The sequence below is a fragment of the Bradyrhizobium sp. LB13.1 genome, from assembly GCF_054056815.1.
In genome coordinates this window covers 3,148,406-3,175,035 of the sequence record NZ_JBSRYQ010000001.1, presented here as the reverse complement: position 1 = coordinate 3,175,035, position 26,630 = coordinate 3,148,406, and the positions used below count along the sequence as shown (strand labels likewise).

Sequence of the window (26,630 nt, the reverse complement as noted above, 5' to 3'; positions counted from 1 at the left end):
GCGCATGACCGAGCTCTTCGACGGTTATCACGACAACTACCGTGACGTGGTCCAATCCTCGATCGACTTCTCCGGCTTGCCGCATCACTTCTTCATGCGCGCCAAGAGCCGATCTCCTGGGCAATCTGATCGCGCGGCGGCTCGACACGGACAGGCCCGAAATGCTGGACGTCGGCTGCGGCGTGGGCAGCCTTCATCCCCTGCTGCGGGGCATGGTCGGCCGCTTGAGCGGTATCGACGTTTCTTCGGCCAGCCTGGCGCAGGCCCGCGCCGACAACGGTGGCGTCGACTACCGCGAGTTTGACGGCCGCACCTTTCCTTTCGACGATGCCAGCTTCGATCTGGTCACGGCCGTCTGCGTGATGCATCACATCGTGCCGTCCGAATGGGCGCAGTTCATCGCCGAGATGCGGCGTGTGACGCGCCCCGGGGGGCTCGTCTGCGTCATCGAGCACAATCCGTACAACCCGCTGACACGCCTTGCCGTCGCGCGTTGTGAGTTCGACCGGGACGCCGTGTTGCTCGGTGCCGGCACAACCCGGAAGTTGATGGCTGCCGACGGCTTGCGCGAGATCGGTGCGCGCCATTTCCTGCTGCTGCCCTGGGACACCAAACCGGCGCGGCGTCTCGAAGATGCCCTGAGCGGCGTATGGCTCGGCGGCCAGTACGCCGCTTTCGGGACCGCTTGATCTATCTTTGCGGCGTATCTCGCCGCTTGTGCACGACCGCCACTCCGTCGCTGTAGACGCGCTGCCACTGGGGCAGCCGGTCGAGCATCGCTATCGCCGGCGTCTCCGGCGCGAGCAGCGTCGCGCCGATGTTGTATTCGTCGAGCAATTTGAGAAAATCGCCGAGGTCGACCAGCGCCAGGGCGCGATTGTAGCGGTTGATGAACGCTCCCCCGTACAGCTCCCCGCGACCGTCGATAAAGCTGGGAATGCCGGCAAAGATCAAATAGCCACCGAAGGAATAATCGTTGAGCACATGCGCCGTCTTGGCGAGGTTGGCTTCGGCGATGGCAGCCTGAGGGGTGATGACCGGAGCCGGCCGTATGTCACGCGCCAGCGCCGCTGCGCTCGCCACGATCAACACACCGAGCGCGGCCAGGTTCAGGCCGCGCGACGAGCCGGCCGCATCTTGGCTGCTCGACCCGCCGAACTTCCGTCCCAGCGGAGCCGCCAGATAGAGCGGCGCCAGCAAGGCCAGCAGATCCGCATTGCGGACCTGCGCCAGCGCGAAATGAAGCAACCCGATCACGACCAAGGCCCGTACGACCGGCAGCGTCACGCCGCGCGAGAGCGCAAGGATGCCGGCCAGCAGCAGCAACTCGAAGAAACCGATGTGGCTGAAATCCTGCGGCCGCCATTCCGAGATCCAACCGAGCGCGGGACCGAGGCCGAGTGTCGTCAGCGGCATCAACAGCGGTTCCGGCCCGTACGGCGTCAGGCAGGACGCTGCGACTGCGAGCACCGTGAATGGTAGCCACCGCAGGAACACGCGCGGCCATTCGCTGCGCTTCTCGCGCAGCAGCGCCTCGAGCCCCGCAGGGCCAATCAGTCCAAGCGCCAGCACCACACTGCCGTGCAGATTGGCCCACACGACCAGCAGCGGCAGGGCCCAGTATGGCGGCGGCCCTTCACGATCCATGCAGCGCACCAGGGCAGCCGCCCAGGTCACCATCACCGGCAGCACCAACACGTGTGGCCGCGCCAGCATATGCGGCGCCAACAGGATGACGGCCGCGATCACCATGAGCAGCGTCTGGACTGGCGAAAGCTCGCGCACCAGGAAGAACGTGAACAGGCCGAAGGCGAGCGCTATCGCCGCGGCGGCCAAGACGACGACGCCTGGCCAGCCGGCAAGCGCGTAGGCTCCGGCGTAGATGATCTCCGAGAGCCATTCGAAAGTGATCCAGGGCGCGCCGTGCATCGAAAAGGAGTAAGGGTCGCTCGCCGGCAGCGAGCCGTGCGCGATGATCCAGCGCCCGACCTCGATGTGAGAATAGCTGTCGGGATCACTGAGCAGCCGCGGTCCAAGGATCAGCAACAGGACATAGACGCCAAGGCCCACCAGCCAGGGAAGCGCCGCACGCGCCGAAAACGGTTGAACCTCGCTGTGGACGACCTGGTCACTCATGGCGAGCGCAAGTTAAGGCGCAAGCGTTAAATTCCTCTTTGACACTCACCACGCCTGGCCCTGTGCGGGCGGGCCGGTCACTCTTTGTGAACCATATTCCCGGCAGCGAAATTCGGGCTGCGGCGCTTTGACGACCATGTGAGTCCTGATACTCTTGCACCGTCGATCGACGAACCAAAGCTGCTTGAAGGATGCGGATGAGAAGCGCGACGCTCTTGGCTTTCACCCTCATCTTTGTCGGCGTCTGGTCGCAGGACAGCACGAGAGGACAGACTTCGGCCGCGCCGCCGGTTTCGCTTTCTCCGCCCGATGCATCGCCGCCGCATGCGGGCGCCAAAAATTCCAGACCTCCGCCGGCAGCATCCATCAGAGAGGCTTCGCCGCCGGTGATCGGCGGGCTTCCATCGGCGCCGAACCCGGCCGCCGACTACGATGGCTTCAGCGCAGGCGCCGGCGACGACAATGACATCTCGAGTCAAGTAGTCCCGCCTGTGAGGTCACACACTGCAAAGCGCTCCAGGGCCGATCAGGGTCCTAAAGGCGGCGCGGCTGAGCAATTGATCGATCAAGAAGACGAGGCGTTGAAACGCAAGCTGATGATCTGCCAAAGCTGCAAGTAAGCGGTCGTAGTCCGGATGGAGCGCAGCGAAATTCGGCTCCGATCTATCCGGGTGGAATGGCCCCCGAATTGCGCTGCGCTCCATCCGGCTACGTCAGCTCGCTGCATAGCTGATCTACCGCGGCTCTCATCCGCTCGCGCTTTACCCTCTCCCCGATTCCTGATCCTCTATCCCTAATCAGCCGGATCAACCGGCCTGCCCAGGGAGAGAGACGCCATGAAGCTCGGCACCGCGATTGCGGAAATCATGAAGCGCGAGGGGATCGAGATCCTCTGCGGCTATCCCGTCAACCATTTGATCGAGCATGCGGCGAAGGCCGATATCCGCCCGGTGGTGGTACGGCAGGAGCGCGTCGGCATCCACATGGCGGATGCGATCTCGCGGGTGACCTCGGGACGCAGCATCGGCGCGTTCTGCATGCAGCATGGCCCCGGTGCAGAGAACGCGATGGGCGGCGTCGCGCAATGCTACGGCGAATCCGTTCCCGTGCTGGTGCTGCCAATGGGCTATCAGCGCCGGCTTGCGCATATCGAGCCGAACTTCAGTTCCAGCGAGGCGATGAAGCCATTTTCGAAATCATCCGAGCCGATCATCCTGGCCGCCGAGGTCGCCAATATTTTTCGCCGCGCGTTCACGAAACTAAAGAACGGCCGCGGTGGTCCCGTCATCGTCGAAATTCCTGCTGACATGTGGAACGAGGAGGTGCCGGAGCCGCTGAACTACACGCCGGTGCTGCGCACCCGCTATGGCGCCGATCCCGTTCATGTGAAGGAAGCTGCCGCGCTGCTCGTCAACGCCAAGCGCCCGGTGATCTATGCCGGCCAAGGCGTGCATTACGCCCAGGCATGGGCGCAACTGAAACGGCTCGCCGAGCGGCTCGCCATTCCCGTCACCACCAGCCTCGGGGGCAAATCGTCGTTCCCGGAAACCCATCCGCTCTCGCTCGGCTCCGGCGGCCTTGCCGTGCCGCGCGCGGTGCCAAAATTCCTCGCCGAGGCCGACGTCATCCTCGGTATCGGGTGCTCCTTCACCGAAACCAATTTCGGCATCGCGATGCCGAAGGGCAAGACCATCATCCATTCGACACTCGATCCGAACCATCTCAACAAGGACGTGGAAGCCAGGATCGGCCTCGTCGGCGATGCCGGGCTCGTGCTCGACGCGCTGCTGGAGGAGATCGGCAGGACCGTCACCGCGGATCGCGACGCATCGGCGGTCGCAGCCGAGATCGCGGCCTCGCACAAGGAGTGGCTGGCCAAATGGATGCCAAAACTCACCAGCGATGACGCGCCCTTGAGCCCATATCGCGTGCTGTGGGACCTGCAATACACCGTCGACGTCAGCAACACCATCATCACCCACGATGCCGGCAGCCCGCGCGACCAGCTCTCGCCGTTCTGGAAGTCGGTCGAGCCCCTCACCTATCTCGGCTGGGGCAAGACGACACAGCTCGGCTACGGCCTTGGGCTGGCAATGGGCGCCAAGCTCGCAAAGCCCGACAAGCTCTGCATCAATGTCTGGGGCGACGCGGCGATCGGCTTCACCGGCATGGATTTCGAGACCGCGGTGCGCGAGCGCATCCCGATCATGTCGATCCTCCTGAATAATTTTTCGATGGCGATCGAATTGAAGGTGATGCCGGTCTCGACCGAAAAATTTCGTTCGACCGACATTTCCGGCGACTACGCCGCGATGGCGCGCGCCTTCGGCGGCTATGGCGAGCGGGTGACGAGGCCTGAGGACATCATCCCTGCGATCAAGCGCGGCATCCAGAAGACCCAGGAAGGCATTCCGGTGCTGCTGGAGTTCATCACCAGCAAGGAGACCGAGGTGTCGCGGCCGGGCACGTGAAGCGGGCCGTGTTTTGGCGGCAAACTCACTGGGGCGGGCGCTGGCTCCGGCCGCAGGAGATGTGATAATCCGCCCTGGTGCCGCGCATGTCGCCGCATCAAGCCGGATTGCGAATGACCAGCCCCACCAACGACATCAAGGAACTCGAGCGCCTGTTACAATCGGCCTCAGCCGAAAGCGCGCAGCTTCGCAGCGAGCTTGCGACTGCGCGCGATCGTCAGCGCGCCAGCGCCGGGATCTTGCGTACCATCGCGGCCTCTCCGTCCGATGCCCGGCCGGTCTTCGAGGCGATTGCGTCCAGCTCCAGGCATTTGCTCGGCGGCTTCTCCGCCACCGTGCTTCAATTCATCGGCGACGAGCTGCACCTCGTGGCGTTTACACCAACGAGCCCCGAGGCGGACGAAGGGCTCAAGGCCTCGTTCCCGCGCAAGATTGCCGACTTTCCAACCTTCGCCCTGGTGCGTGGCGGCGAGACGATCCAGTTTCCAGATAGCGAAGCTGCGGACGTCCCGGAGCTGAACCGGAACCTTGCACGGCTGCGTGGCTTCCGCAGCGTGTTGTTCATGCCGCTGATGAACCGGGGTGCTCCAGTCGGCATGATCAGCGTCACGCGCGCCGAGCCCGGCGCGTTCGCGGCCGACCTCGTGCAGCTGCTCCAGACCTTTGCCGACCAGGCCGTGATCGCGATCGAGAATGCGCGCCTGTTCAACGAGACGCGCGAGACGCTGGAGCGCCAGACTGCCAGCGCCGACATTCTGAAAGTGATGGCCGCCTCACCGTCCGACGTACAGCCGGTGTTCGACGCCATCGCCGCCAACGCCAACCGGCTGATCGGCGGCTTCTCCACCGCGGTGCTGCGCTATATCGACGGCGCCGCGCACCTTGCGGCGTTCACGCCGACCGATCCAGCCGGCGATCGCGTGCTCCAGTCCTCGTTCCCGGTGCCGTTCGCGCAGTTCCCGCCCTACCAGCTCGTGGCCCATGGTGCGGCGGCGCAATTGCCCGACACCGAGCTCGAACCGGCGGCCCGCGACATCGCGCGCGCCCGCGGCTACCGCAGCATGCTGTTCGCACCCTTGATGAGCGACGGCGAGGCCATTGGAATCATCATCGCCACGCGGCGAGCGACTGGCGCTTTCGGCGAGCATCATGTGCGGCTGCTGCAGACCTTCGCCGACCAGGCGGTGATCGCGATCAAGAATGTCAGCCTGTTCAACGCCACGAGGGAAGCGCTGGAACGGCAGACCGCGACCGCCGACATCCTCAAGGTGATCGCGGCCTCGCCCGCGGACGTGACGCCGGTGTTCCAGGCGATCTCCGACAGCGCCAAGACGCTGATCGGCGGACATTCCTCCACGGTCACCCGCGTCATCGACGGCCTGCTGCATCTGGCGGCCTTTACCACTGACGTTGAGGCCGGCAACGCAGATCTGCTCAGCTCGTTCCCCGCGCCGCTGTCGGCATCCGGCATTCACAGCCGGGTGGCGACGAGCGGAGAGTTCGCATTCCGAAGCGACATGCAGAACGAGCCCGACCTCACGGACGCCATGAGGGAACTGGCGCGGACCAGAGGCTATCGCAGCATCCTCGTGATCCCGATGCTGCGCGACGGCGTTGCGATCGGCACTATCGGCGTGACGCGGCCGGAGGCCGGTCCTTTCCCGGATAAGGCGGTCGCCTTGCTCAAGACCTTTGCCGACCAGGCCGTGATCGCCATCGAGAACACGCGGCTGTTCAACGAGGTGCAGGACCGCACCAGGGAGCTCGCCAAATCGCTCGACGATTTGCGCGCCGCCCAAGACCGGCTGGTCCAGACCGAGAAGCTGGCCTCGCTCGGCCAGCTCACCGCCGGCATCGCGCACGAGATCAAGAACCCGCTCAACTTCGTCAACAATTTTGCGTCGCTCTCCGCCGAGCTGACCGACGAGCTGAACGAGGCGCTCGCGCCTGTCCCGCTCGCGGACGACGTCCGTAGCGAAGTCGACGAGCTGACCGGGCTTCTGAAGGACAACCTCGCGAAAATCGTGCAGCACGGAACGCGCGCCGATTCTATCGTCAAGAACATGCTGCTGCATTCCCGCGAGGGCGGCGGCGAGCATCGGCTGAGCGACATCAACGCGCTGGTCGAAGAGAGCCTCAACCTCGCCTATCACGGCGCCCGCGCCGAGAAGCCGCAGTTCGACGTGACGCTGAAGCGCGAGCTCGATCCCGCGGCCGGGCAAGCGGAAGTGTTTCCGCAGGAGATCACCCGGGTGCTGCTGAACCTGATCTCGAACGGTTTTTACGCGGTCGCCAAGCGCAAGGCGGACAATGGTGCCGGCGACTACGATCCGGTCGTGACCGCCACGACGCGCGATCGCGGCGACAGCATCGAGATCCGCATCCGCGACAACGGCACCGGCATCCCGCACGAGGTGAAGGAGAAGATGTTCAATCCGTTCTTCACCACCAAGCCGGCCGGCGAAGGCACCGGCCTCGGATTGTCGATGAGCCACGACATCGTGGTAAAGCAGCACGGCGGCACGATCGACGTCGCGACCGAGCCCGGCGCGTTCACGGAGTTCAGGATTCTGCTGCCGCGCAAGAGCCGCTTTGCGGAGAACAACAAGGGATAGCGTTACCGGGAGGGTGTCTTGAAGGGTCTCGCGTGGTTCTTTCGGCGGCAACTGCTCTCGCTGTCCGGCGTCGGCCTCATCCTGGGCGCGCTGTTCTTCGCGGCCGCGCTCACGCCAACGCTGATCCCGCGCAGCTATCTCACGCAAGGTGCGCTTGCCGGCGGCTGCTTCGCGATCGGCTACCTCGCCGGCGTCCTGTGGCGCCGGCTGTGGCACTATCTCGAATTGCCCGAGCCGTCGGCGCGCGCACGAGCAATTGCGAATGCGCTGGCGGCAGTCGGCTGCCTGCTCCTCGTCATCGTCTTCCTCTGGCGCACAACCGAATGGCAGAATTCGATCCGCAGTGTGATGAAAATGGCCCCGGTCGAGACCGCGCATCCACTCAAGGTCTGCGTCATTGCCATAGTCACGTTCGTGGTGCTGCTGGCGCTGGGGCGGCTGTTTGTGCTTGTCGCCCGCTTCCTTGCCGCACGCAAACGGCGCCTCATGCCGCGGAGGATCGCGAACGTCATCGGCGTGCTCGTTGCAGGCCTGCTGTTCTGGGCGATCGCCAGCAACATCCTGGTCCGCATGGCGTTCAACGCGCTTGATTCGTCCTTCCGTGAACTCGACGCCTTGCACGAGCCCGAGCGGCCGCAGCCGACCGATCCCGGTCGAACAGGAGGCGCGGCATCGCTGGTAAATTGGAGAGAGCTCGGGCGTACCGGCCGCCGATTCATCGCCTCAGGTCCGACCGCAACAGACATCCGTGCAATCACCGGAAGGCCTGCGCAGGACCCTCTGCGCGTCTATGTGGGCCTCGGCAGCCGCGACACCGCGCAGGCGCGCGCCAGGCTTGCGCTCGACGAGCTCAAGCGGCAGCACGGCTTCGACCGCAAAATCCTGATCGTCATCACGCCGACCGGCACCGGCTGGATCGATCCGTCCGCAATCGATACCGTCGAATATCTCCACCATGGCGATGTCGCAAGCGTCGCGATGCAATACTCCTATCTCAATAGCCCGCTGTCACTGCTGTTTCAGCCAGAATACGGCGCGGAGGCTGCGCGCGCGCTGTTCGCGGAAATCTACGGCTATTGGACGACGCTGCCGAAAGAAAAACGGCCGAAGCTGTATTTGCATGGGCTTAGCCTTGGCGCCATGAACTCGGAGAAATCGGCAGAACTGTTCGAGACGATCGGCGATCCCATCGCCGGCGCGCTCTGGAGCGGGCCACCGTTCGAGAGCCGCATCTGGCGCTCGGTCACCGCGAACCGCAATCCGGGCTCGCCGGCATGGCTGCCGCAATTTCGCGACAGCCGCTTCGTGCGCTTCATGAATCAAAATGGACCGACGGTGCCGGTTGACGCGCCTTGGGGTCCGATGCGGATCGTCTATCTGCAATATGCAAGTGACGCGATCACGTTCTTCGCCTACCGCGACGCCTATCGGGCCCCGGCCTGGATGAGCGCACCGCGCGGGCCGGACGTGTCGCCGGAACTGCGCTGGTATCCCATCGTCACGATGCTGCAGCTCGCCCTCGACATGGCGGTCGCAAACGGCACGCCGATGGGCTTTGGCCATGTCTACGCGCCCGAGCATTACGTCGATGCCTGGGTCGCGGTCACCGATGTCCGTGATTGGTCCGCCGACGCACTGGCGCGGCTTAAAGAGCAGCTTGCGGCGAAGGCGCGGAAGACGGGCGACGCCGGGGACGATCCCTACGACGATCGCGGTGGCTAATCCCTACTCCGCCATCTCGACCTGCTGGGCGACGGTGGGGCCGGCCAGCGGCCGCTCTTCCATCATGATCAGGCAGAGGGCGGCGCCGGTCATCAGCGCCGTCGCGGCGCCGAAAACGTAGCGGAACGCGTGGCGCATGTCGTCGGCCGGGATTGCGACGCTCCCCGCGACGTGATGCTCGCCGGCGAGCGGAATGTCGGCACCGAGCGCGATGAGCAGGATGGCCGCGAACGCCGCGACCGTGAACGAGGACATCAGCGAGCGGAAGAAGTTCAATGCGCCGGTGATGGTGCCCACCTGTGGACGCGAGACCGAATTCTGCACCGAGACCACGCAGACCGGAAAGGTGGTGCCGAGGCCAAGCGCAAACGCAGCCATCAGCGTCAGCAGTGCCCATAGCGGCAGCGTCGTCAAGGTGAGGCCGAGGCCGCACAGCGCAGCCCAGGACGTGCCGACGATGGCGACGCGCTTGTAGTGCTTGGCACGCGCCATGGTGCGGCCAGCGACGGCAGCACCGATGGTCGAGACGGCCGCGAGCGGAATCAGCGCAAGGCCCGCCTCGCTGGCGCTGAGATGATACACCGCCTCGTAATAGAGCGGGAGCTGCACCGTGAGGCCCGTGATCGCACCGAGCGCGCAACCGCCGGCCGCCAGCCCGAACGGGGCAACCGATCCTCCGAGCAGCGGCAGCGGCAGGAACGGCTCGTCCGCACGACGCGCATGCCACACGAAGGTGACCGCGAGCGCGACGGCGCCGCCCACCATCGCAAGCACGGTCGGCGAGAGCCACGGGAAGCGCGTGCCGCCCCAGGTCAGCACCAGCATGAAGACGACGGCGGAGGCCATCAACAACACGCCGCCGAGCCAGTCGACCTTGCGCTTGCGGTGGAACACCGGGATCTTCTTCATCCTCGGCAGCAGCAGCGCGATCGCCGCGGCCGCGAGCGGCACATTGATCCAGAAGATCATCGACCAGTGCAGATGCTCGGCGAACACGCCGCCGATGACCGGGCCAAGAATGCCGCCCACCATCCAGACGCTGGAGAAGTAGGCCTGGTACTGGCCGCGCTCGCGTGGGCTCACGACGTCGGAGATCACGGTCTGCACGACAGGCATGATGCCGCCGCCACCCAATCCCTGAAGACCGCGCGCAAGAATCAGCATCGGCAGGTTCGGCGCGATCGCGCACAGCACCGAGCCCGCGACGAACAGGCTGAGCGAGATGATGATCATGACGCGGCGGCCGTAGATGTCGCTCAGCGACCCGAACACCGGCGCAACCGCGGTCGAGGCGAGCAGATAGGCGGTGATGACCCAGGAGAGATTGGAGACGTCGTGGAACTGGCGTCCGATGGTCGGAAGCGCGGTTGCGACGATGGTCTGATCGAGCGCAGCCAAAAACATCGTCAGCATCAGGCTGATGACGATGGTGCGGACCTCGTCCTGGGACAGCGGCGCCGGCGGCGCCAGTGACGGCGCGTCATCGACGCTCAAGACCTCGGACGGCAGGCGGGACAATTCCTCGGCGATGTCGTCGGGCAATGTCTGGATGTCGGCAGAACTGCTCTGCCGCTCGAACTTGTTCATCTCGACCGGAAGCCATGAGGCGGCGCAACGCCGCGAAGGATTCGTTCTATGCAGCCCAATGTAGACAGCAAAGTTCTTCTCGGGCAGGCACTGCCGCGCATGGGTGCATCCCACCTCACGGTCTTCCCGAAGACGTGATCCAAATCCCCGCCGGATCAGTCCTTCGGACGTCGCTTCAGGCGCGCCCGCTTCGGCAGTTGCGCCGGCCATTGCACGATGTGGTTCTCGAGCTCGTCGTCCGGGATCTGCTCCTCGCTGCCCTCGACCCGTCCGCGTACGGAGACGCCGGCCTCGTGCACGGTGTTCGGATCACCTGACACGAGCGGATGCCACCAATAGAGGTCGCGGCCCTCGGCGACGAGCTTGTAGCCGCAGCTCGGCGGCAGCCAGTTCAGGGTGCGGACATTGGCGGGGGTCAGGCGAACACAGTCAGGAACCTTGTCGGAACGATTCGGGTAGTCCTTGCAGCCGCAGGTCGCCCCATCGAGCAGCTTGCAGCCGACATGGGTGAAATAGATGTCGCCGGTACCCTCTTCCTCGAGCTTGTTCAGGCAGCAGCGGCCGCAGCCGTCGCACAGGCTTTCCCATTCGGGCCCCGACATCTCTTCCAACGTCTTGGTTTTCCAGAAGAATCCTTCCTGGCCTGAAGGTCGTTTGGGAGCTGCGGTCATGGGCCTCAACAAAAGTTCGAAAGAGCTACGGTTCATGTCATCTAGGGCGTGCGGCCGTGGGGCTGCAAGCAGCGCCCGCGTGAGGCCCGTAATGAACCGGGGTCAATTAGGCCTGTTATTCAAAATCGCGAGCGTGACCATTGGTTTATAGGCCCTGCTCGGCTAGAAGGAACAGCAAGTCCCCCGAGGCGCTAGCCGGGCGCCTTGGGTTTGCCGCAACACTCCCGCAAGACGTCTCGATGCCGCCCCGGCCGGGTGCTTGAACGCTTTCGAACCAAGCCTCAAGGGTTCTAGGTGCGCCAGATCATACCATCGCATTGGAAGCAGAAAGTCCGGAATTTCTTCCTGGACCTCGATGCGCGCATCGACTCCTCGCTGTTCTCCTCGGCCAAGGGCATCCGCGAGCTCTACGAGCGCTACTCGACCTTCATGGACCGCTTCTATGTGGGGCGATGGAAGCGCTGGGTGTTCATCGAGCCGCTGTCAGAGGCTGCGACCATCGGACTCGGCGGTCTGGTCGTGATGCTCACGCTCGCCATTCCCGCCTTCCGCGAGACTGCGGACGAGGACTGGCTGAAGAAGTCCGACCTCGCGGTGTCCTTCCTCGACCGCTACGGCAATCCGATCGGCAGCCGCGGCATCAAGCATAACGACTCGATCCCGCTGGAAGATTTTCCGGACGTGCTGATCAAGGCGACGCTCGCGACCGAAGACCGCCGCTTCTACGAGCATTTCGGCATCGACATCGCCGGCACCGGGCGCGCGCTCGTCACCAACGCCCAGGCCGGCGGCGTCCGCCAGGGCGGCTCCTCGATCACGCAGCAGCTCGCCAAGAATTTGTTCCTGAGCAACGAGCGCACCATCGAGCGCAAGGTCAACGAAGCCTTTCTCGCGGTCTGGCTGGAATGGCGCCTGACCAAGAACGAGATTTTGAAACTGTATCTCGATCGCGCCTATATGGGCGGCGGTACCTTCGGCGTCGACGGCGCCGCGCATTTCTACTTCAACAAGTCGGCGCGTGACGTGACGCTTGCCGAAGCCGCGATGCTCGCCGGCCTGTTCAAGGCACCGACCAAATACGCGCCCCACATCAACCTGCCCGCGGCGCGCGCCCGCGCCAACGTCGTGCTCGACAACCTCGTCGACGCCGGCTTCATGACCGAGGGCCAGGTGTTCGGCGCCCGCCGCAACCCCGCCTTCGCGGTCGACCGCCGCGACGAGGCGTCGCCGAACTATTATCTCGACTACGCCTTCGACGAGATGCGCAAGCTGGTCGACACCTTCCCGAAATCCTACACCGAGCGCGTCTTCGTGGTGCGGCTTGCGATCGACGCCAATGTGCAGAAGGCGGCTGAAGACGCGGTCGAGAACCAGCTGCGCCAGTTCGGCCGCGATTATCACGCGACCCAGGCCGCGACCGTCGTCTCCGATCTCGACGGTGGCATCCGCGCCATGGTCGGCGGCCGCGACTACGGCGCCAGCCAGTTCAACCGCGCCGCCGACGCCTATCGCCAGCCGGGCTCGTCGTTCAAGCCCTATGTCTACACCACCGCGCTCCTCAACGGCTTCACGCCGAATTCGATCGTGGTCGACGGCCCGGTCTGCATCGGCAATTGGTGCCCGCAGAATTATGGCCACTCCTATTCCGGCGCGGTGACGCTGACGCAGGCGATCACGCGCTCGATCAACGTGGTGCCCGTCAAACTGTCGATCGCGATCGGCCAGAAGGAGCAGCCGAAGGCGCCGAACCCGGCCAAGATCGGCCGCGCCAAGATCGTCGAGGTCGCCCGTCGCTTCGGCCTCAAGGCGCCGCTGCCCGACACGCCGTCGCTGCCGATCGGCTCGGACGAAGTCACCGTGCTCGAGCATGCCGTCGCCTATGCGACGTTCCCGAACCGCGGCAAGGCCGTGACGCCGCATTCCGTGCTGGAAGTGCGCACCGGCGCCGGCGATCCGGTCTGGCGCTGGGACCGCGACGGTCCGAAGCCGCGGCAGGCGATCCCCGCCTCCGTCGCCGCCGACATGGCCGGCATGATGAGCCACGTGGTCAGCGAAGGCACCGCGCGCCGTGCAGCCCTCGACGGCATTCCGACCGCGGGCAAGACCGGCACCACGAATGCTTATCGCGACGCCTGGTTCGTCGGCTACACCGGCAACTTCACCTGCGCGGTCTGGTACGGCAATGACGACTATTCGCCGACCAACCGCATGACCGGCGGCTCGCTGCCGGCGCAGACCTGGCACGACATCATGCTCGCGGCGCATCAGGGCGTCGAGGTCCGGGAAATCCCCGGCGTCGGCATGGGCCAGAAACTGCCGCGGGAGCCAATCGCCAACGCGCAAGCCAACGCGTCACCAAAGGTGCTGGAGACCAAGCCCGGTCCGCCACCGGTGCTGACCAAGCGCGGCGCCGACGTCCTTGTTCGTGTCGAGAAGCTTTTGGACGACGCCGCCAAGACCGCGACCAAATCAACCAGCAACGACCCCAAGGCGGCCAAGCCCGCCTCGGCGACAAGCGCGCTCGCCTTCCCGCAGAACTATGCGGAAGAGAATGCGAACGCGTCCGTCCCGCGCAAGAACTGATCGAAACAAGTGCGGCTGATCCTGATCACATTGACGGCCCTTCTGCTCGCAACCATCGTGGGCGTCGGCGCGACCTGGATGACGACGACGCGCGGCACCGAGATCGGCGCGCTGACCATCGGCCCCTGGACCGCGCGCCCGCGCACCGGCACTGCCGACGTCGATCCCTATTCGCGCGCCACCATCGTGCGCAACGGCGAGCTGCCGATCGGTACCGGCGACGGCGTCGCCTTCACCGCAACCGCCGACGACAAGAAGAAGGGGCTGGACGGCCGCTGCGATGTCGTGGTCTCAGGGGTGACGCCGCCGGCGCGGTTCTGGACGCTGACGCTGTACGACCGCAAGGGTCATCTGGTCGCCAATTCGCTGCAGCGCTATGGCTTCACCAGCCAGGAGATCGTGCGGCAGTCCGACGGCTCGTTCGAGATCCGCATCGCCTCGCGCTCGCGCGCCGGCAACTGGCTGCCGACCGGCGGCATCGAGCGCTATGCGCTGATGCTGCGGCTCTACGACACCCCGGTCGGCGTTGCCACGCGCACCCAGCGCGATGCGCCGATGCCCACGATCACGACGGTGGGCTGCTCATGATCCGGCTGCTGTTCACCATCGTTACCGGCGTCGTGCTGGGCCTCGTGGTCCATCTGGTCAGCGTGCTGGCGCTGCCGCGGATCGCGACCCAGGACGCCTATTCGCGGCTGACGCCGATGACCAAGCTCAACGCCGTCACGCAGCTTCCCCTCGCCGATCCCAACACCTCGCCGATGCCGTTCATGGACCCGGCCTTTGCGCTCGCGATCTGCCGCTACGACCTGTCGAACGGACCGATCAAGCTGACCGTGCCAGTCAGCCAGGCCTACACCTCGGTGTCGTTCTACACCCGCAACGAAATCGCCTACTACGCCATCAACGACCGCTCGGCCGGCAAGAAGGTGATCGAGCTCGACCTGATGACCGAGCCGCAGCACAACGAGCTGCCCGAGGACGAAGAGATCACCGCGGCCGACCGCCTGATCATCGATTCCCCTGCTACCACCGGCCTGATCGTGATGAAGGCCTTGGCCCCCGAGCCCGGCCTGATGCAGCAGGCGCAGGCAACCCTCGCTGCCGCAAGCTGCGGACCGCAGACCGAGCAGCCGGCCAAGGCCGAAGCGCCGCGCGGACGGCGCTGACGCGCGCCGCTTCGGCACCGCAAAAATAAAAACTGAAAAACAACCCCATGCACAGTAGCGCGGGCACTGAAATCATTTGCAATTCTGAGCTCGTGCCGAGCACCCGGTCTCGGACTAAGCCGGCCGTGCAGAGCGCCGCGCCGTTCAGCTTTGACACGTCGGGCAAAACACCGGCAGAATGCCACTATCGAGAATTCGTAGAACCCGCGCGGAGAAATCCGCCGCGGGTTTTTTCATGCCGGAGCAGCTCCAAGTTGATGTCAGCCCTTGTCCCCGAACCGGACGTTGAAGCGTTCGCTCATGGCCCTCGAACGATAATTATGTCGTCGGCCGAAAATGCATAGCCCCGGAAGGCGGTTGTCCTCCATCATTGCTGCGGCCCGCGGGCATGGCCGCAGCGCTGCCTCTTCAACGTTGCGGTTTTTTTCCGAAGCGCAGGAGTTCGGTATGACCATTCCTCGACGAGGCTCAAAGATGGTTCTGATTGGGCATGTCCTTCGTCAAACCAAAGCGCACCCCGTATTAATCCAATCCTTGGTTGGCTCGGTCGACGGGATTGAACTGCGAGTAATTGCGCCGAATCCGATGGCTTAGTCCTACTTGGAGTGCTGGCAGTGGATTCTTCGTTCGGTGCATTGGACGCATTCGGCGTTTGGCGTATTCGCTGTTCTGATCTTTGTTGGCGTCCTAATCGTCGTCAATCTAGGCAAACTTCCAGGCCAGCTCGCCCGCAAATGGAATCACCCCCAGGCCAGCGCGATCAATGCCATGGGCTGGGTCGGGATCGCGACTGGTGGGTTGCTGTGGCCGGTAGCTTTCGTATGGGCGTTCACGAAGCCGTTCGGACTGAGGTCTGGAAAGAACACCCCTGAGCTGGGTAACGTCGAAAGTGACGCCGTGGCAGCCTCACGGCAGCACTCGGTGGAGAGGGAGACACGACCGTGATCGCAATCCTGATCATCGTCTACGTTGCACTCGTTCTCATACTGTTCAAGGTCCTCCGCCTCAAGCCCACGGCCTATCTGATTGCAGGCTTGATCGTCGCAGGTGTGTTCATGATCGGCGGCGTCGTGGTGGTCTGGACGCAGTCGGCGCCGATTACGGACAAGATGGTGACCAGCCAGTACGTGGTGCAGCTCGTCCCTTACGTCAAAGGGCAAGTCAAGGTGATCCACGCCGAGGCAAATCAACGAGTGAAGAAAGGTGACTTGCTGCTGGAAATCGATCCGGCGCCGTACAAGTACACGGTGAACCAGGTCGAGGCGCAGTTGGCTGCATCGAAGGCCAACGTAAGGCAAGCCGAAGCTGCGCTCGCGACCGCAAAGACGGCCATACCGAATGCGCAGGCCAGTCTCGTAAAAGCGAAGGCTGCTGACGAACTTGCAAAAACCCAGGAGCAAATCGCCCTCAACATTCAGCGCGCGGACAAAGCGGCCATTAGTCAGCTTAACGTAGCCAAGGCAACGCAGGAACGTCAGGAGGCGGAAGCCGCCGTTCAACAGGCCGAAGCGGCCCTTGCGCAAGCGGAGGCTTCTGCGCAACAGGCCGAAGCCGTTGTGCAAACGGCTCAAAGCAACGTTCCGGCCGTTGAAGCGCAGCTCGATGACGCGCGGTTCAACTTGGCCCAGTGCAAGATGACGGCGCCAGGCGATGGATATGTCACCAATTGGCAGGTGCAGATCGGAACCATGCTTGTGCCGATGCCGCTTGCTGCAGCCGGAACATTCGTCAACGTGTCCGATACGGCCGTAGCCGCCGTGTTTCCGCAGAATTGGCTCTCAAATGTCGAGCCCGGCGATGACGTGGAAATGGTGCTCAACCCGTATCCGGGCCGCCTGTTCCTTGGAAAAGTGGACTACGTGATTCCGGCAACTGGGGGAGGTCAATTCACAACCAGCGGCACAATACCGAACGCAGCGCGGATCGGATCCGACGGGCTTTATGCAGTGCGGATCAATTTCAGCGACGATGCCATAGCCCGCAAGCTGTCGCTTGGGTCAGGCGGATCAGCGGCGATCTATACGCAGAAGGGCAAGGCCACGCACGTCATTTCGAAGGTCACGATCCGGATGAAGAAGTGGCTGCTGTACGTCATGCCCTCTGTGGAAAAGCCGCCGTCCTGACGTGCGATACAACAACAAGAGATACACACGAGTCTGGCCGACGCGTAGGGAGAGAAAATCTTGGAGCCTCAGTATCAGGCAACGTTTGGGCGGCCGCACAATGCCGGCGCTATTGCTGGCTGGTCAATTCATGGGTTGCTTGTGGCTGCGCTTCTCCTGCCAACCGTAGCATGTACGATTGGGCCGGATTTTACAGCGCCTGTCGCTCCGCTTGCCGAAAAATTTCGTGGCGCAGGCAATCGCGCGGTTAAATCCGGTCCGCTCGAGTATGAATCCTGGTGGGAAGGCTTTCGCGATCCGACGCTCAATCAGCTAATAAGAATTGCGTACAACCAAAATCTGACGCTGGAGAGCGCGGGGACCAAGGTGCTGCAAGCACGTGCCGTGCTGGGAATAGCCATCGGCATAACCTATCCGCAGGTCCAACAGGGAGTGGGGTCGGTCATTTACAATCGGACCAGTGCCGCGACGCCGCTGGCCGGTCCAAATGCGACGCCACAGTACTTCTGGACCGATGGCCTGGCCGCACAGGCGGCCTGGGAGTTGGACTTCTGGGGCAAGTTTCGCCGCGGAGTCGAATCCGCCGATGCCGTGTACCTGGCGTCGATTGCGACTTATGACGGCGTTCTGGTGTCGCTTCTGGCCGATGTTACCGCAACTTATATCGGTATACGCACAATAGAGCAGTTGATCGGGATTGCACGGGCCAATGTCCGCAGGCAGGAACAGGCGCTTAGTATCGCAAAGGCGAAGTTCTCGGGCGGCGGAACTTCGGAGCTTGATGTTTTCCAGGCGACAAATGTCCTCGAGCAGACCCGTGCCACGACGCAACTCTATCCGGCAATCAGTATATCGGGCACGTTCGGCGGCTCGGCGAGCACCGCCAATGGCCATAATCTAGGCCAGGTCGTCAGTTGGAAGGGCGTGGCGTATGCTGCGGGCCCATCGTTTCAATGGAATCTTCTGAACTACGGGCAAATCACCAACAACATCCGTTTGCAGGATGCCAAGCTGCAGCAATTGCTGATCGACTATCAGAACACCGCGTTGAGCGCCCAGCAGGAGGTGGACAACGGTCTTGCGACATATCTACAATCGCGAAACCAGGCCGCATATCTGCGTCGCAGCGTTGAAGCGGCAAAGGGAGCCCTCAAAATCGCACTTGAGCAATACGAGCAGGGCGGGACATCATTTACCACCGTACTGACGGCAGAACAGAATCTCTTTCAGGCACAGAACAGCCTGGCCGGCGCTTCGGCCAACGTTCCGCTTGGCCTGACCGCGGTGTTTCGGGCGCTCGGTGGCGGATGGCAGATACGGGAAGGTGGCAACTTCGTCACCGCCGCAACGCTTGAACGGATGCGTGCACGGACGGACTGGGGAAATTTGCTCCCGCCGGCAAACGAGCAACAACCGCTGGCGCCGGGTCTGCCTGGTCCTCAGGATATCGGGCCGACGATCCGGCCTCCCGAATGGTGATGGGCCTGTGAACCGCGCGCCGGCCGTGTGGTGGGGATTGCGTCAGCAGCCAGGAAGATGGATGCGATGCGAAAACACCTGTCCCGCTCCCGCTGGCCTGCCATTTCTGTCCGATGCGCGACACTCCAGACTTCGCCGCGTTTTTCAACCCAGAAAGGACCCAGAGCCATGACCTCTAGCAATCGATCGTTTGCCGTCGCCTTCGTGCTGCTTGCACTGCTTCTCTCATTAGGTTCGGGAACGCTCTACGCGCGCGACGCCGATCTCGCCTCTTTCACCTTCGCGGCGGCACACACCGCTAAACAGCAATGCCTAAAAATCTGTCGTGCGCGATATCGCGACTGCCTGTCCTTGAAGCAAATACCATCCTTCGAGTGTCGCGGCATATACCAGGATTGCAACCGTTTCACTTGTTATGCCGTGCAGGGATGACCGACGTGCCTGTGAGCCAGCGGCGGGCATCAGCGCTCAGCTCACGATTCCCCCGGCCTTGCTGACCGACAATTCGGACGCCGGCCCCGTGCCCGCGGCGCCCACCTTCATGGGGCCCGGCATCTGAAAACCTTCACAAGAGCGGACGCGTCTGCCCCTTGCTCTGTGAACATGGCTTTAGGGCGGACGGTGACCGCTGTACAAAGATTGTGTGTCGCAGCAGTTATGAGGTCGGCGATGACAACATTTGCGGGAAGATTGCAAGAAAGCCAACCGCAAGCCGTGAAGACACTCAGCCCAAACGCGTCCGGCCAGAAAGCTCCGCAGCGGCCCCGGAGAAGTTAACGGCTCCAACCTCGGGACAAATTGTCTGCAATTCCGCCGGTTGTCGGCCGGTGCAAAAGGGCTGTCATTTAGAAGCTTCTACATCTGCTCGCAAGATCGCGCGCCAGTTCCGGATCGAGTGATTTGAACGCGACAAACCTTCTTCCGCCCGTAGTGGGCAGATCGACGCAATCAGCAGGGCCGTCGCGACCGGCAGGCATAGAACATTCATGGCAATCTCGGCGTAAGTGACCAAACGCCTATTTGATCTCACCATATGTCAGATCATCGAACAGGGTCACGCTATCCGCCTTGGTCCACAGGCCGATCATGCCCGCATGCGCAATCGTGGCGTCCTCTACCTCGAACAACGGCTGTCCGTCATAGGTCACCTTGAACCGACTTCCCGCGAAGTCGCAGCGCAGCACGTGCCATTGCCCGGACGACACCGGCGCGCTGACGCCATACCCGCCTCTGCGACCCACGATCTCAAGTGACCTTCGAACGCCATTGATCGTCTTGTACAGCACGACATTGTCCTCCAGCGCGTTGGCGCGGACCACATAATAATTATCGGCATCCTTCGCCCGCCAGATGACTCCGGCGGCGCGATCCTCGGACCCGGCGACGGCCTTGAATTTCACCTCAACGAAGCCGTCGCGGATGTTGGTATCGCGCTTGATGGCGAGGGGAAACGTCGCCCGTCCGGATTGCTTGAGAACGTTCGGCTTGCTTGGCGCCGTGGACTCGGCCTCGACGGTCCATTTCGGCTCTCCTTTGCCGGTCATCGTCAAGGTCCACCCGTCGGGCGAAGTTCCGGCAGCAGCATTGTCGAAATTCAGGGTCTCGGCCACCGCGTTCCCTCCCCCTAACAAAGCCAGCATAAATGCCAGTGCAAGCCTTCCCATGCCTCAGCTCTTCGTGCTCGCCGTCTTGTCGAGCGCCGCACGGAGACCTTCAGCAAGCTTGACGGCATCGTCGTTCGCCCAGAAATGCATGAAGAAGAGCCGCGGCTGCTCATCCAGCATGTGGCTGTGCAGTGCCGTCACCTCGATGCCGTGCGTCCGAAGCGCCAGGATGACCGGGTTTACCTCGTCGCTGGTCAGCACGAAGTCGCCGGTGATGGCCGCCTTGCCTTCGCCAGTCGGCTGGAAATTGATACCGATTGCGACGCCCATCGCGGCGACGGGGGTCAACAACATGCCGTCTTCCGTTATCGGGTCGCGCCGCTTCACGTTGAACTGGTAGACGCCGCCATTCGCTTTCCCGTTCACCCCGATGATCCGGTCGAGCTTCGCCGTGTCGAGGTCGACGGCGGGTGGCGGGTTCGCCGGCGCCGCGACCGTCAGCGGGGTCTTGCTTTCGGCGAGCGCATCGCGGATCGCGGAGGCCAGCTTGACGGGATCGCCATGGCCGGCGACGTGCATGTAGAACGTTGCCGGGCTCGCACGCAGCAGATGATTGTGCACGGCGGTGATTTCGAGACCGCTCGCGATCATCTTCGCCATCACGGGATTGATCTCGGTCTCAAGCAGCACTAGGTCGCCCATGACCATTGCGCCGCCATGCGCAGGCTTGAATGCGACCCAGCCGCCCAACGCCAACGCCGGCTTGATCGTGACGCCGTCCAACGTCACGGAGAGATCGCTGCGGGGAAAGCCGTAACGGCGGACGTCGTCCGAGACGGCAGGCTTGCGGCCCAGGGTCTCGTCCACCTTCTGCCATTCGGCATCTTGGGCGTATGCCCGGATGAAGGGGCCGAAGCCAAATGCAAGAAGGCAGATGCCAATGCCGACCATGGCCCAGATGATTCTTTTCATCGTGCTACTCCTCTCCTTCAGTTTCGCTCTTTGATTTGGCCGCTGCTGTCGACGACGAGCGTCACAGCCTTACCGTTCCTCGCCGCCTTTGCGGTGATGCCTTCGGCCGTCGACTTGACGTCGCTCACCTGCGAGTAGCCTGCCGCCTGGATCTTGGCGATCAGCTCCTCCTGGGTCAGGGCGTGGACCGGCGACAGCCCGCCCGCGAGCGCCAACAGCAGGACCGTGTGAAAAATTGTGCACCTTCGCATGTTCATTCTCCTGGTTGTGTCCCTGCCCCAGGTGAAGTCCGTTCACGAGCTTGTCCCTATCTGGCGCCCAAGGGGCGCGGCAGGACGCCGGCATCGACGCGCATGTCGACGAGCGTCGGCGCGGCCAACGTGCCGACAGGTCGAGACAATCTGTGGGATGAAATCCGGATGTATGATGACATGCTGCGCCCTTGCTGATCAGGACGCGATTCTTGGGCATGTCGCCTCGCGAGGAGATCGCACTTCCCCGTCCCGCAAATAGAAAGCCTCGAGCGCGAAGCTGTCAACCGTCATGTGTTCGGGCGTCACGAAGAGTTCACTGTCCGAGCGGAACCGCGCCGACCACCGTCTTGAAACTTGCGGATGGCCTCATTAATGTCGCTCACGAGGGGACGAAGCAGACTCCCCGTGAGGCCTCGGTCCAAGCTCTGCGCAGCACGCCATTCGTGGAGCTTGCGCATGGATACCGAACGACACCCTTCTCACCAACACACCGTCGCCATCCTCTCACGCGGAGACGCTGCCGCGCGGCAGGATGCGACGGCGCAAAACAGCCGCTTCGTCCGGGTCTTCGAAGCACTTGCCGCCGTCGGCATCGAAGCCCGGCCGGTGATCTACGACGAAAGCTTTGCCGAGGAGGTCCGCGATCAATTGCTCGCGACCAGCGGCGTTCTCGTCTGGGTCGATCCGATCCATCAGGGCAAGACGCGTGCTGAGCTTGATCCCCTGCTCCGTGATGTTGCGGCGCGGGGATCGTGGGTGAGCGCGCATCCGGACGTCATCCTGAAAATGGGCGTCAAGGACGTGCTCTTCCGCACGCGTCACCTCGGCTGGGGCGCCGACACGCATCGCTATGACACCGCGGCATCCTTCCGCGCCGAATTCCCGTCGCGCCTGCTTGCGCACGGCCCGCGCGTGCTGAAGCAAAATCGCGGCAACGGCGGCCAGGGCATCTGGAAGGTCGAGGCTCTCTCGAACGCGGACGCCATGGTTCGGGTGCTCCATGCGCAGCGCGGGAGCCGGCCCGAGGACGTGCCGCTCGACGCCTTCCTCGCCCGATGCGAGCCGTATTTCGGCTGGGGCGGCTGTATCATCGACCAGGCGTTTCAGCCTCGCCTGCCCGATGGAATGATCCGCTGCTACATGAGCGGGTCGAAGGTCGCGGGCTTCGGGCACCAACTGATCAAGGCCTTGATCGCGCCGCCGCCGGAAGGTGCGACCTCGCCCGAGGCCCAGCCGGGCCCGCGAGTCATGCACGGACCCGATGCTCCGCAATTCCAGGTGCTGCGAAGGATGATGGAGGACGAGTGGACCCCGGGAATGATGAAGACGCTGGACATCGACGACGGCTCGCTCCCGGTCATCTGGGACGCGGACTTCCTGTACGGTCCGAAAGATGCGGCCGGTGCCGACACCTACGTCCTGTGCGAGATCAACGCGAGCTCATGCTTTGCGATCCCCGAGGAGGCCCCGGCGGCGATCGCGCGGACGGCAAAACATCGGCTCTCGCGGACGCAAAGGGCTGGTTCGGCCAAATAGAAACGCCGGGGCGAGCAGCGTCATCTCGCGCTGCGGCTCGGGGACGGTCGCGCCCGCGCCCAGAGCAGCGCCAGTGGACCCACCGCGATCCCGGCCGAGAGGACAATGAACGCCAGCAGCCAGCCGTTGGCGCTCTGCGGTCCGCCGGCTGCGTCGAGCGCGGCGCCGGTTCCCCAGGCGCCGACAGCTGACAGCCCAAAGCCAACGGTGGAGTGCAAGGCCAGGGTCGCACCGCGATGTTCGGACACTGCCGCAGCCGACATGCCCGCGGTCAACGCGCCGGAATCGGCCGGCACCGTCAGGCCATAGATCATCAGCAGCAGCGCGAGCAGCCATGCCGGGGCGGTCGCGTTCAGCCCGATGACCAGCGCAACACAAGCCGATGCAATCATCACAATCGTGATTGCCCGATGACGCCCAAACTTCAGCGCAGCCTCGTTGCCGAGGATGCTTGCGGGCATCGAGATCACCGCGAAGCAGAAGCTCAGCACAACGGGGCTCAACCAGGAAGGCCCGCCTTGATGTGAGATGACGAAGGTCCAGAACCCGACCAGCCAGGTGCGAATGCCGTAGAGCTCGAAGCAATGGGCGCCGTAACCGAATATGTATCCGAGCGCCTCGCGATTGGCGAAGACGGGCGCGAAGTTCAAAAGGCGTCCCGTCTTCGGCGCGGGGCGCTGCTCCTGCATCAGAAGGCACGCGACAACCATCGCAATGGGACCGAAGCCAGTCACGAGGAAGGCGGTCCGCCACCCCCATTCGTCAGCGATGATCTGCGCCACCAGGAACGAGAGGCCGACACCAACTGAAAAGCTCGACGTGTATAGAGTGACGGCCCGTGAAGTGTCGCCGGCGGGAAGCCGGTCCGTCAGCGCCTTCAGGCCCGGCATGTAGGCGCCCGCAAATCCAAGTCCAGCAAGGGACCAGATCGCGGTCGCGGACCAAAACCCTTGCGCGAAGATTCCGAACGCCAAGGTCGCCAGCCCGCTGAGGATCGAGCCGCAGAGCAGGACGAGTCGCGCATCGATCCGGTCGGTCAACGTCGTCAACACGGGCACCGCGAGCATGTAGCCGAACGCATAACCGCTTGCCATCAGCCCGCCTTCGGCGGCGGAAAGCCCCCAAGCCGGCATCAAATGCTGCGCAAGGTTCGCGGATAGCGTCACATGCGGCAGCAGATTGCCGACCTGGCCGATGCACATCACCGCGATCAGCGACCGACCGCTCACGTTACGAATGCTGTCCTCCCGCCCCCAAGCCGAAACGGCGCACGAACCACGGTGGGAGAATCTCCGGCTTCACCTGCAAGAACCAAATTCATGAACAACCGCACCCCGAAGCGCCGGCCTTCTTCGCCGATTCATCGGCAGCGCAACAGGCCGTTGGTTCCTGCTTCGCCGGCCCACCGCAGCATCCTGATGCCGCTTCAGTGGACTCGACGCCGCCGCGCGTGCAGACGCCGGTCTCCGGCAGCACGAGCTCCACTCTTGCGGCGCCTTCCTTGTCGCCGGCGAGATCGGCCGCAATCGAGCGGACCTGCTCATACCCTGTCATCATGAGAAAGGTCGGCGCGCGGCCATACGACTTCATGCCCGCCATGTAGAAGCCCGGCTCATCGTGCGAGAGCTCGCGCGCGCCATGCGGGCGCACCGTGCCGCAGCTGTGCTCGTTGGGATCGATGAGCGGCGCCAAGGCGACCGGCGCCTCGATGGCGGGATCGAGCCGCAGGCGCAATTCGGACAGGAACGAAAAATCGGGACGAAAGCCCGTCGAGACAATCAGCTCGTCCACGATCACACTTCGGGCGCCACAACAGGCGCCGGCCGCGATCTCGAGGCAACCTTCGGATTCCGAGAGATGCGTGACGCCGAATTCGGATTCGACCTTGATCTTCCCGGAGGCAACAAGCGCAGCGAAGGCGCTGCCGAGTTCTCCGCGTGCAGCAAGCTTGTCATTCCGGCCGCCGCCAAAAGCCTTCGCGGGATCGGCGCCGCGCAACAGCCAGATACCTTGCGTCCCCGGCGCCTCGTCGGCGAGATGGACGAGATCGATCAGCGTGCCCACCGCGGAATGGCCGGCGCCGAGCACGGCGACGGTCTTCCCGGCATATCTGGCGCGATCGGCGCCCCGCAGATCCGGCATGCCGTAGGCGATGTGGCCGGCGCATTCACGCTCGCCGATCGCCGGCAAGCCGTTGCGGCCCGCCGGATTGGGCGAGAACCATGTGCCTGATGTATCGATCACGGCATCCGCGCGCAGCACTTCCGGACCTCCGCCGTTCTGATAGCGGATTTCGAAGGGCGCCTGCTCTCTTCCCCTGGTCTTCGCCTTGTCGAAACCGACGCGGCTGATGGCCGAGACGCGACTGGATGTCCGGATCACCTCGCGCAGTGGCGTTCGCGTCGCAAGCGGCATCAAATATCGATCAAGCAGTTCGCCACCGGTCGGATAGGCGCTTGGGTCCGGCGAATTCCATCCGGTCGGCGTCAGCAGGCGCGCCGCGGCCTTGTCGATATTGTACTCCCACGGCGAGAAGAGCTGGACATGTTGCCATTGACGCACCGCGTGCGCGGCTTCGTGCCCGGCCTCCAACACGACGGGCGACATGCCGCGTTCGAGCACGTGCGCGGCCGCAGCCAGGCCGACGGGCCCTGCCCCGATGACAGCAACCGTTTTTTCACCGCTCATTCCACTTCTCCCATCATTCTAGAATTATCGAATAATTAGACCAAAAAATCACGCCGTTTTGGCATTCTTGCATTCGGTTTCGTCGGCACAGCATTCGGACACCAGGAAGTCCACCAAGCCACGCATTCCGTCGTAGTTTGCGTGACAGACCAGGGTCGTGGATTCCCGAACCTGACTGATGAGCCCGACCGCGACCAGAGACTTGATGTGATGGGACAGCGTCGATGCGGGGATCTTCAGCTTGTCCTGCAAGCGACCGACGGGCATGCCCGATCGTCCAGCCCGGACCAGGGCCCGGTAAATCTGAAGCCGTGTCCGGTTGCCCAAGGCTTCCAGGCGTGCTGCTGCGTCGTCAATCTTCATGAGCGCCATCAGGCGCCGATCGCCAGTTGCTGTCAACTGTATTTCTAGAATGTTCGAAATACCACTTCAATACAATCTGTATGGAGCGGCACGGATTTCCGGATTGACTCCCCCCAATATTTCCATAAATCTGGATATATGGAAACCGAAGAAGCCGTTCTTGCGCTCGCAGCCCTCTCGCAGTCGACCCGTCTGGAGGCCTTCCGGACGCTCGTCAGGCACGAGCCCGACGGCCTTCCGGCCGGCGATCTCGCCCGCCTGCTGGAAGTCCCGCCGAACACGCTGTCGGCCCATCTGTCGATCCTGACACGCGCGCGCCTTGTCACCTCCGAGCGACACAGCCGCTCGATCGTGTACCGCGCCAACCTTGCCGAATTCCGGGACGTTGCGGTCTTCCTGCTGCGGGATTGCTGCGGCGGGCGGCCGGAAGTTTGCGAGCCGGTCGTCGATAGCCTTCAAGCCTGCTGCTCGCCAAAACGAAAGGAGCGAAGCCGTGCCTGATCAGATGTTCAATGTGCTGTTCCTGTGCACCGGCAATTCGGCGCGCTCGAGCTTCGCCGAGTCGATCCTCCGCAAGGACGGTGCCGGCCGGTTTCGGGCGTTCTCCGCCGGCAGCAGGCCGAAAGCCGCGGCGCATCCGCTGGCGCTGCGCGATGT

Annotated in this window: 22 protein-coding genes and 2 pseudogenes; 15 read left to right on the top strand and 9 right to left on the bottom strand. The window is 63.6% G+C overall.

The window, feature by feature from the left end:
- The first annotated feature begins 4 nt into the window (after window positions 1-4).
- A pseudogene (locus ACVWYI_RS14950) lies at window positions 5-689 on the top strand (class I SAM-dependent methyltransferase).
- A 1-nt stretch (window position 690) separates the two neighbouring features.
- On the opposite strand, the gene ACVWYI_RS14945 reads toward ACVWYI_RS14950, so the two are convergent.
- Window positions 691-2,136, bottom strand: a complete 1,446-nt coding sequence (locus ACVWYI_RS14945; RefSeq protein WP_456662447.1) for a hypothetical protein — start codon at window positions 2,134-2,136, stop codon at window positions 691-693.
- Window positions 2,137-2,333: 197 nt separating this feature from the next.
- Here ACVWYI_RS14945 and ACVWYI_RS14940 point away from each other — a divergent pair, with 197 nt between their 5' ends.
- From ACVWYI_RS14940 to ACVWYI_RS14925, 4 genes are all read left to right on the top strand, one after another.
- Window positions 2,334-2,756, top strand: a complete 423-nt coding sequence (locus ACVWYI_RS14940; RefSeq protein ID WP_456650641.1) for a hypothetical protein — start codon at window positions 2,334-2,336, stop codon at window positions 2,754-2,756.
- Between the two features lie 195 nt (window positions 2,757-2,951).
- Window positions 2,952-4,607, top strand: coding sequence for a thiamine pyrophosphate-requiring protein (locus ACVWYI_RS14935; protein WP_456664528.1), 1,656 nt, complete (start codon window positions 2,952-2,954; stop codon window positions 4,605-4,607).
- A 113-nt stretch (window positions 4,608-4,720) separates the two neighbouring features.
- Window positions 4,721-7,222, top strand: a complete 2,502-nt coding sequence (locus tag ACVWYI_RS14930) for a GAF domain-containing protein (RefSeq protein WP_456662446.1) — start codon at window positions 4,721-4,723, stop codon at window positions 7,220-7,222.
- Window positions 7,223-7,240: 18 nt separating this feature from the next.
- Window positions 7,241-8,944: an alpha/beta hydrolase gene (locus tag ACVWYI_RS14925; protein ID WP_456662445.1), complete on the top strand. Its 1,704-nt coding sequence runs from the start codon at window positions 7,241-7,243 to the stop codon at window positions 8,942-8,944.
- A gap of 3 nt (window positions 8,945-8,947) precedes the next feature.
- Here ACVWYI_RS14925 and ACVWYI_RS14920 read toward each other — a convergent pair whose 3' ends face one another.
- Together ACVWYI_RS14920 and ACVWYI_RS14915 are read right to left on the bottom strand one after the other, a co-directional pair.
- Complete coding sequence (locus ACVWYI_RS14920; protein ID WP_354047162.1) at window positions 8,948-10,531, bottom strand: MDR family MFS transporter; 1,584 nt, start codon at window positions 10,529-10,531, stop codon at window positions 8,948-8,950.
- A 155-nt stretch (window positions 10,532-10,686) separates the two neighbouring features.
- A complete protein-coding gene (locus ACVWYI_RS14915) occupies window positions 10,687-11,202 on the bottom strand; it encodes a YcgN family cysteine cluster protein (RefSeq protein ID WP_354047161.1) in 516 nt (171 codons plus the stop codon).
- A 294-nt stretch (window positions 11,203-11,496) separates the two neighbouring features.
- On the opposite strand from ACVWYI_RS14915, the gene ACVWYI_RS14910 reads away from it, so the two are divergent.
- The 7 genes from ACVWYI_RS14910 (at window position 11,497) to ACVWYI_RS14880 (ending at window position 18,988) form a co-directional block, all read left to right on the top strand.
- Window positions 11,497-13,785, top strand: a complete 2,289-nt coding sequence (locus ACVWYI_RS14910; RefSeq protein ID WP_247349938.1) for a transglycosylase domain-containing protein — start codon at window positions 11,497-11,499, stop codon at window positions 13,783-13,785.
- A gap of 9 nt (window positions 13,786-13,794) precedes the next feature.
- Window positions 13,795-14,373 (top strand): DUF1214 domain-containing protein, encoded by a 579-nt coding sequence (locus ACVWYI_RS14905; RefSeq protein WP_456662444.1) that lies wholly within the window; start codon window positions 13,795-13,797, stop codon window positions 14,371-14,373.
- Window positions 14,370-14,954, top strand: a complete 585-nt coding sequence (locus ACVWYI_RS14900; protein ID WP_247349934.1) for a DUF1254 domain-containing protein — start codon at window positions 14,370-14,372, stop codon at window positions 14,952-14,954. The genes ACVWYI_RS14905 and ACVWYI_RS14900 overlap by 4 nt, the downstream gene beginning before the upstream one ends.
- A gap of 630 nt (window positions 14,955-15,584) precedes the next feature.
- Entirely contained in the window at window positions 15,585-15,899 is a 315-nt protein-coding gene (locus ACVWYI_RS14895; protein WP_456662443.1) for a DUF3302 domain-containing protein, read from the top strand.
- On the top strand, window positions 15,896-17,077 hold the full coding sequence (locus ACVWYI_RS14890) for an HlyD family secretion protein (protein WP_456662442.1): 1,182 nt from the start codon (window positions 15,896-15,898) through the stop codon (window positions 17,075-17,077). Before ACVWYI_RS14895 ends, ACVWYI_RS14890 begins: the two co-directional genes overlap by 4 nt.
- A gap of 60 nt (window positions 17,078-17,137) precedes the next feature.
- On the top strand, window positions 17,138-18,556 hold the full coding sequence (locus tag ACVWYI_RS14885) for a TolC family protein (RefSeq protein ID WP_456662441.1): 1,419 nt from the start codon (window positions 17,138-17,140) through the stop codon (window positions 18,554-18,556).
- 168 nt (window positions 18,557-18,724) lie between these two features.
- Entirely contained in the window at window positions 18,725-18,988 is a 264-nt protein-coding gene (locus tag ACVWYI_RS14880) for a hypothetical protein (protein WP_456662440.1), read from the top strand.
- A gap of 584 nt (window positions 18,989-19,572) precedes the next feature.
- On the opposite strand, the gene ACVWYI_RS14875 is transcribed toward ACVWYI_RS14880, so the two are convergent.
- The 3 genes from ACVWYI_RS14875 to ACVWYI_RS14865 are packed head-to-tail and all read right to left on the bottom strand — an operon-like array spanning window position 19,573 to window position 21,383.
- Entirely contained in the window at window positions 19,573-20,166 is a 594-nt protein-coding gene (locus tag ACVWYI_RS14875; RefSeq protein ID WP_456650647.1) for a hypothetical protein, read from the bottom strand.
- A 57-nt stretch (window positions 20,167-20,223) separates the two neighbouring features.
- Window positions 20,224-21,132 carry a DUF1259 domain-containing protein gene (locus ACVWYI_RS14870; protein ID WP_456650648.1) on the bottom strand — a complete coding sequence of 303 codons (909 nt, stop codon included), beginning with the start codon at window positions 21,130-21,132 and terminating at the stop codon, window positions 20,224-20,226.
- A gap of 17 nt (window positions 21,133-21,149) precedes the next feature.
- The gene (locus ACVWYI_RS14865; protein ID WP_247349925.1) at window positions 21,150-21,383 is read right to left on the bottom strand and encodes a hypothetical protein; all 234 of its coding nucleotides are present in this window, start codon (window positions 21,381-21,383) and stop codon (window positions 21,150-21,152) included.
- Between the two features lie 459 nt (window positions 21,384-21,842).
- Between ACVWYI_RS14865 and ACVWYI_RS14860 the strand changes: the two genes are divergently transcribed.
- Window positions 21,843-22,922 (top strand): Cj0069 family protein, encoded by a 1,080-nt coding sequence (locus tag ACVWYI_RS14860; RefSeq protein WP_456662439.1) that lies wholly within the window; start codon window positions 21,843-21,845, stop codon window positions 22,920-22,922.
- 20 nt (window positions 22,923-22,942) lie between these two features.
- Here ACVWYI_RS14860 and ACVWYI_RS14855 read toward each other — a convergent pair whose 3' ends face one another.
- The 3 genes from ACVWYI_RS14855 to ACVWYI_RS14845 form a co-directional block, all read right to left on the bottom strand.
- Entirely contained in the window at window positions 22,943-24,124 is a 1,182-nt protein-coding gene (locus tag ACVWYI_RS14855; protein ID WP_456664527.1) for an MFS transporter, read from the bottom strand.
- Window positions 24,125-24,239: 115 nt separating this feature from the next.
- Complete coding sequence (locus ACVWYI_RS14850; RefSeq protein WP_456662438.1) at window positions 24,240-25,610, bottom strand: NAD(P)-binding domain-containing protein; 1,371 nt, start codon at window positions 25,608-25,610, stop codon at window positions 24,240-24,242.
- Between the two features lie 48 nt (window positions 25,611-25,658).
- Complete coding sequence (locus ACVWYI_RS14845; RefSeq protein ID WP_456664526.1) at window positions 25,659-25,973, bottom strand: ArsR/SmtB family transcription factor; 315 nt, start codon at window positions 25,971-25,973, stop codon at window positions 25,659-25,661.
- Between the two features lie 138 nt (window positions 25,974-26,111).
- Between ACVWYI_RS14845 and ACVWYI_RS14840 the strand changes: the two genes are divergently transcribed.
- Together ACVWYI_RS14840 and ACVWYI_RS14835 are read left to right on the top strand one after the other, a co-directional pair.
- The gene (locus ACVWYI_RS14840; RefSeq protein WP_247349922.1) at window positions 26,112-26,474 is read left to right on the top strand and encodes an ArsR/SmtB family transcription factor; all 363 of its coding nucleotides are present in this window, start codon (window positions 26,112-26,114) and stop codon (window positions 26,472-26,474) included.
- Window positions 26,467-26,625: pseudogene (locus tag ACVWYI_RS14835) on the top strand (arsenate reductase/protein-tyrosine-phosphatase family protein); the annotation flags it as partial. The gene ACVWYI_RS14840 and the pseudogene ACVWYI_RS14835, both read left to right, overlap by 8 nt.
- Window positions 26,626-26,630: the final 5 nt, after the last annotated feature.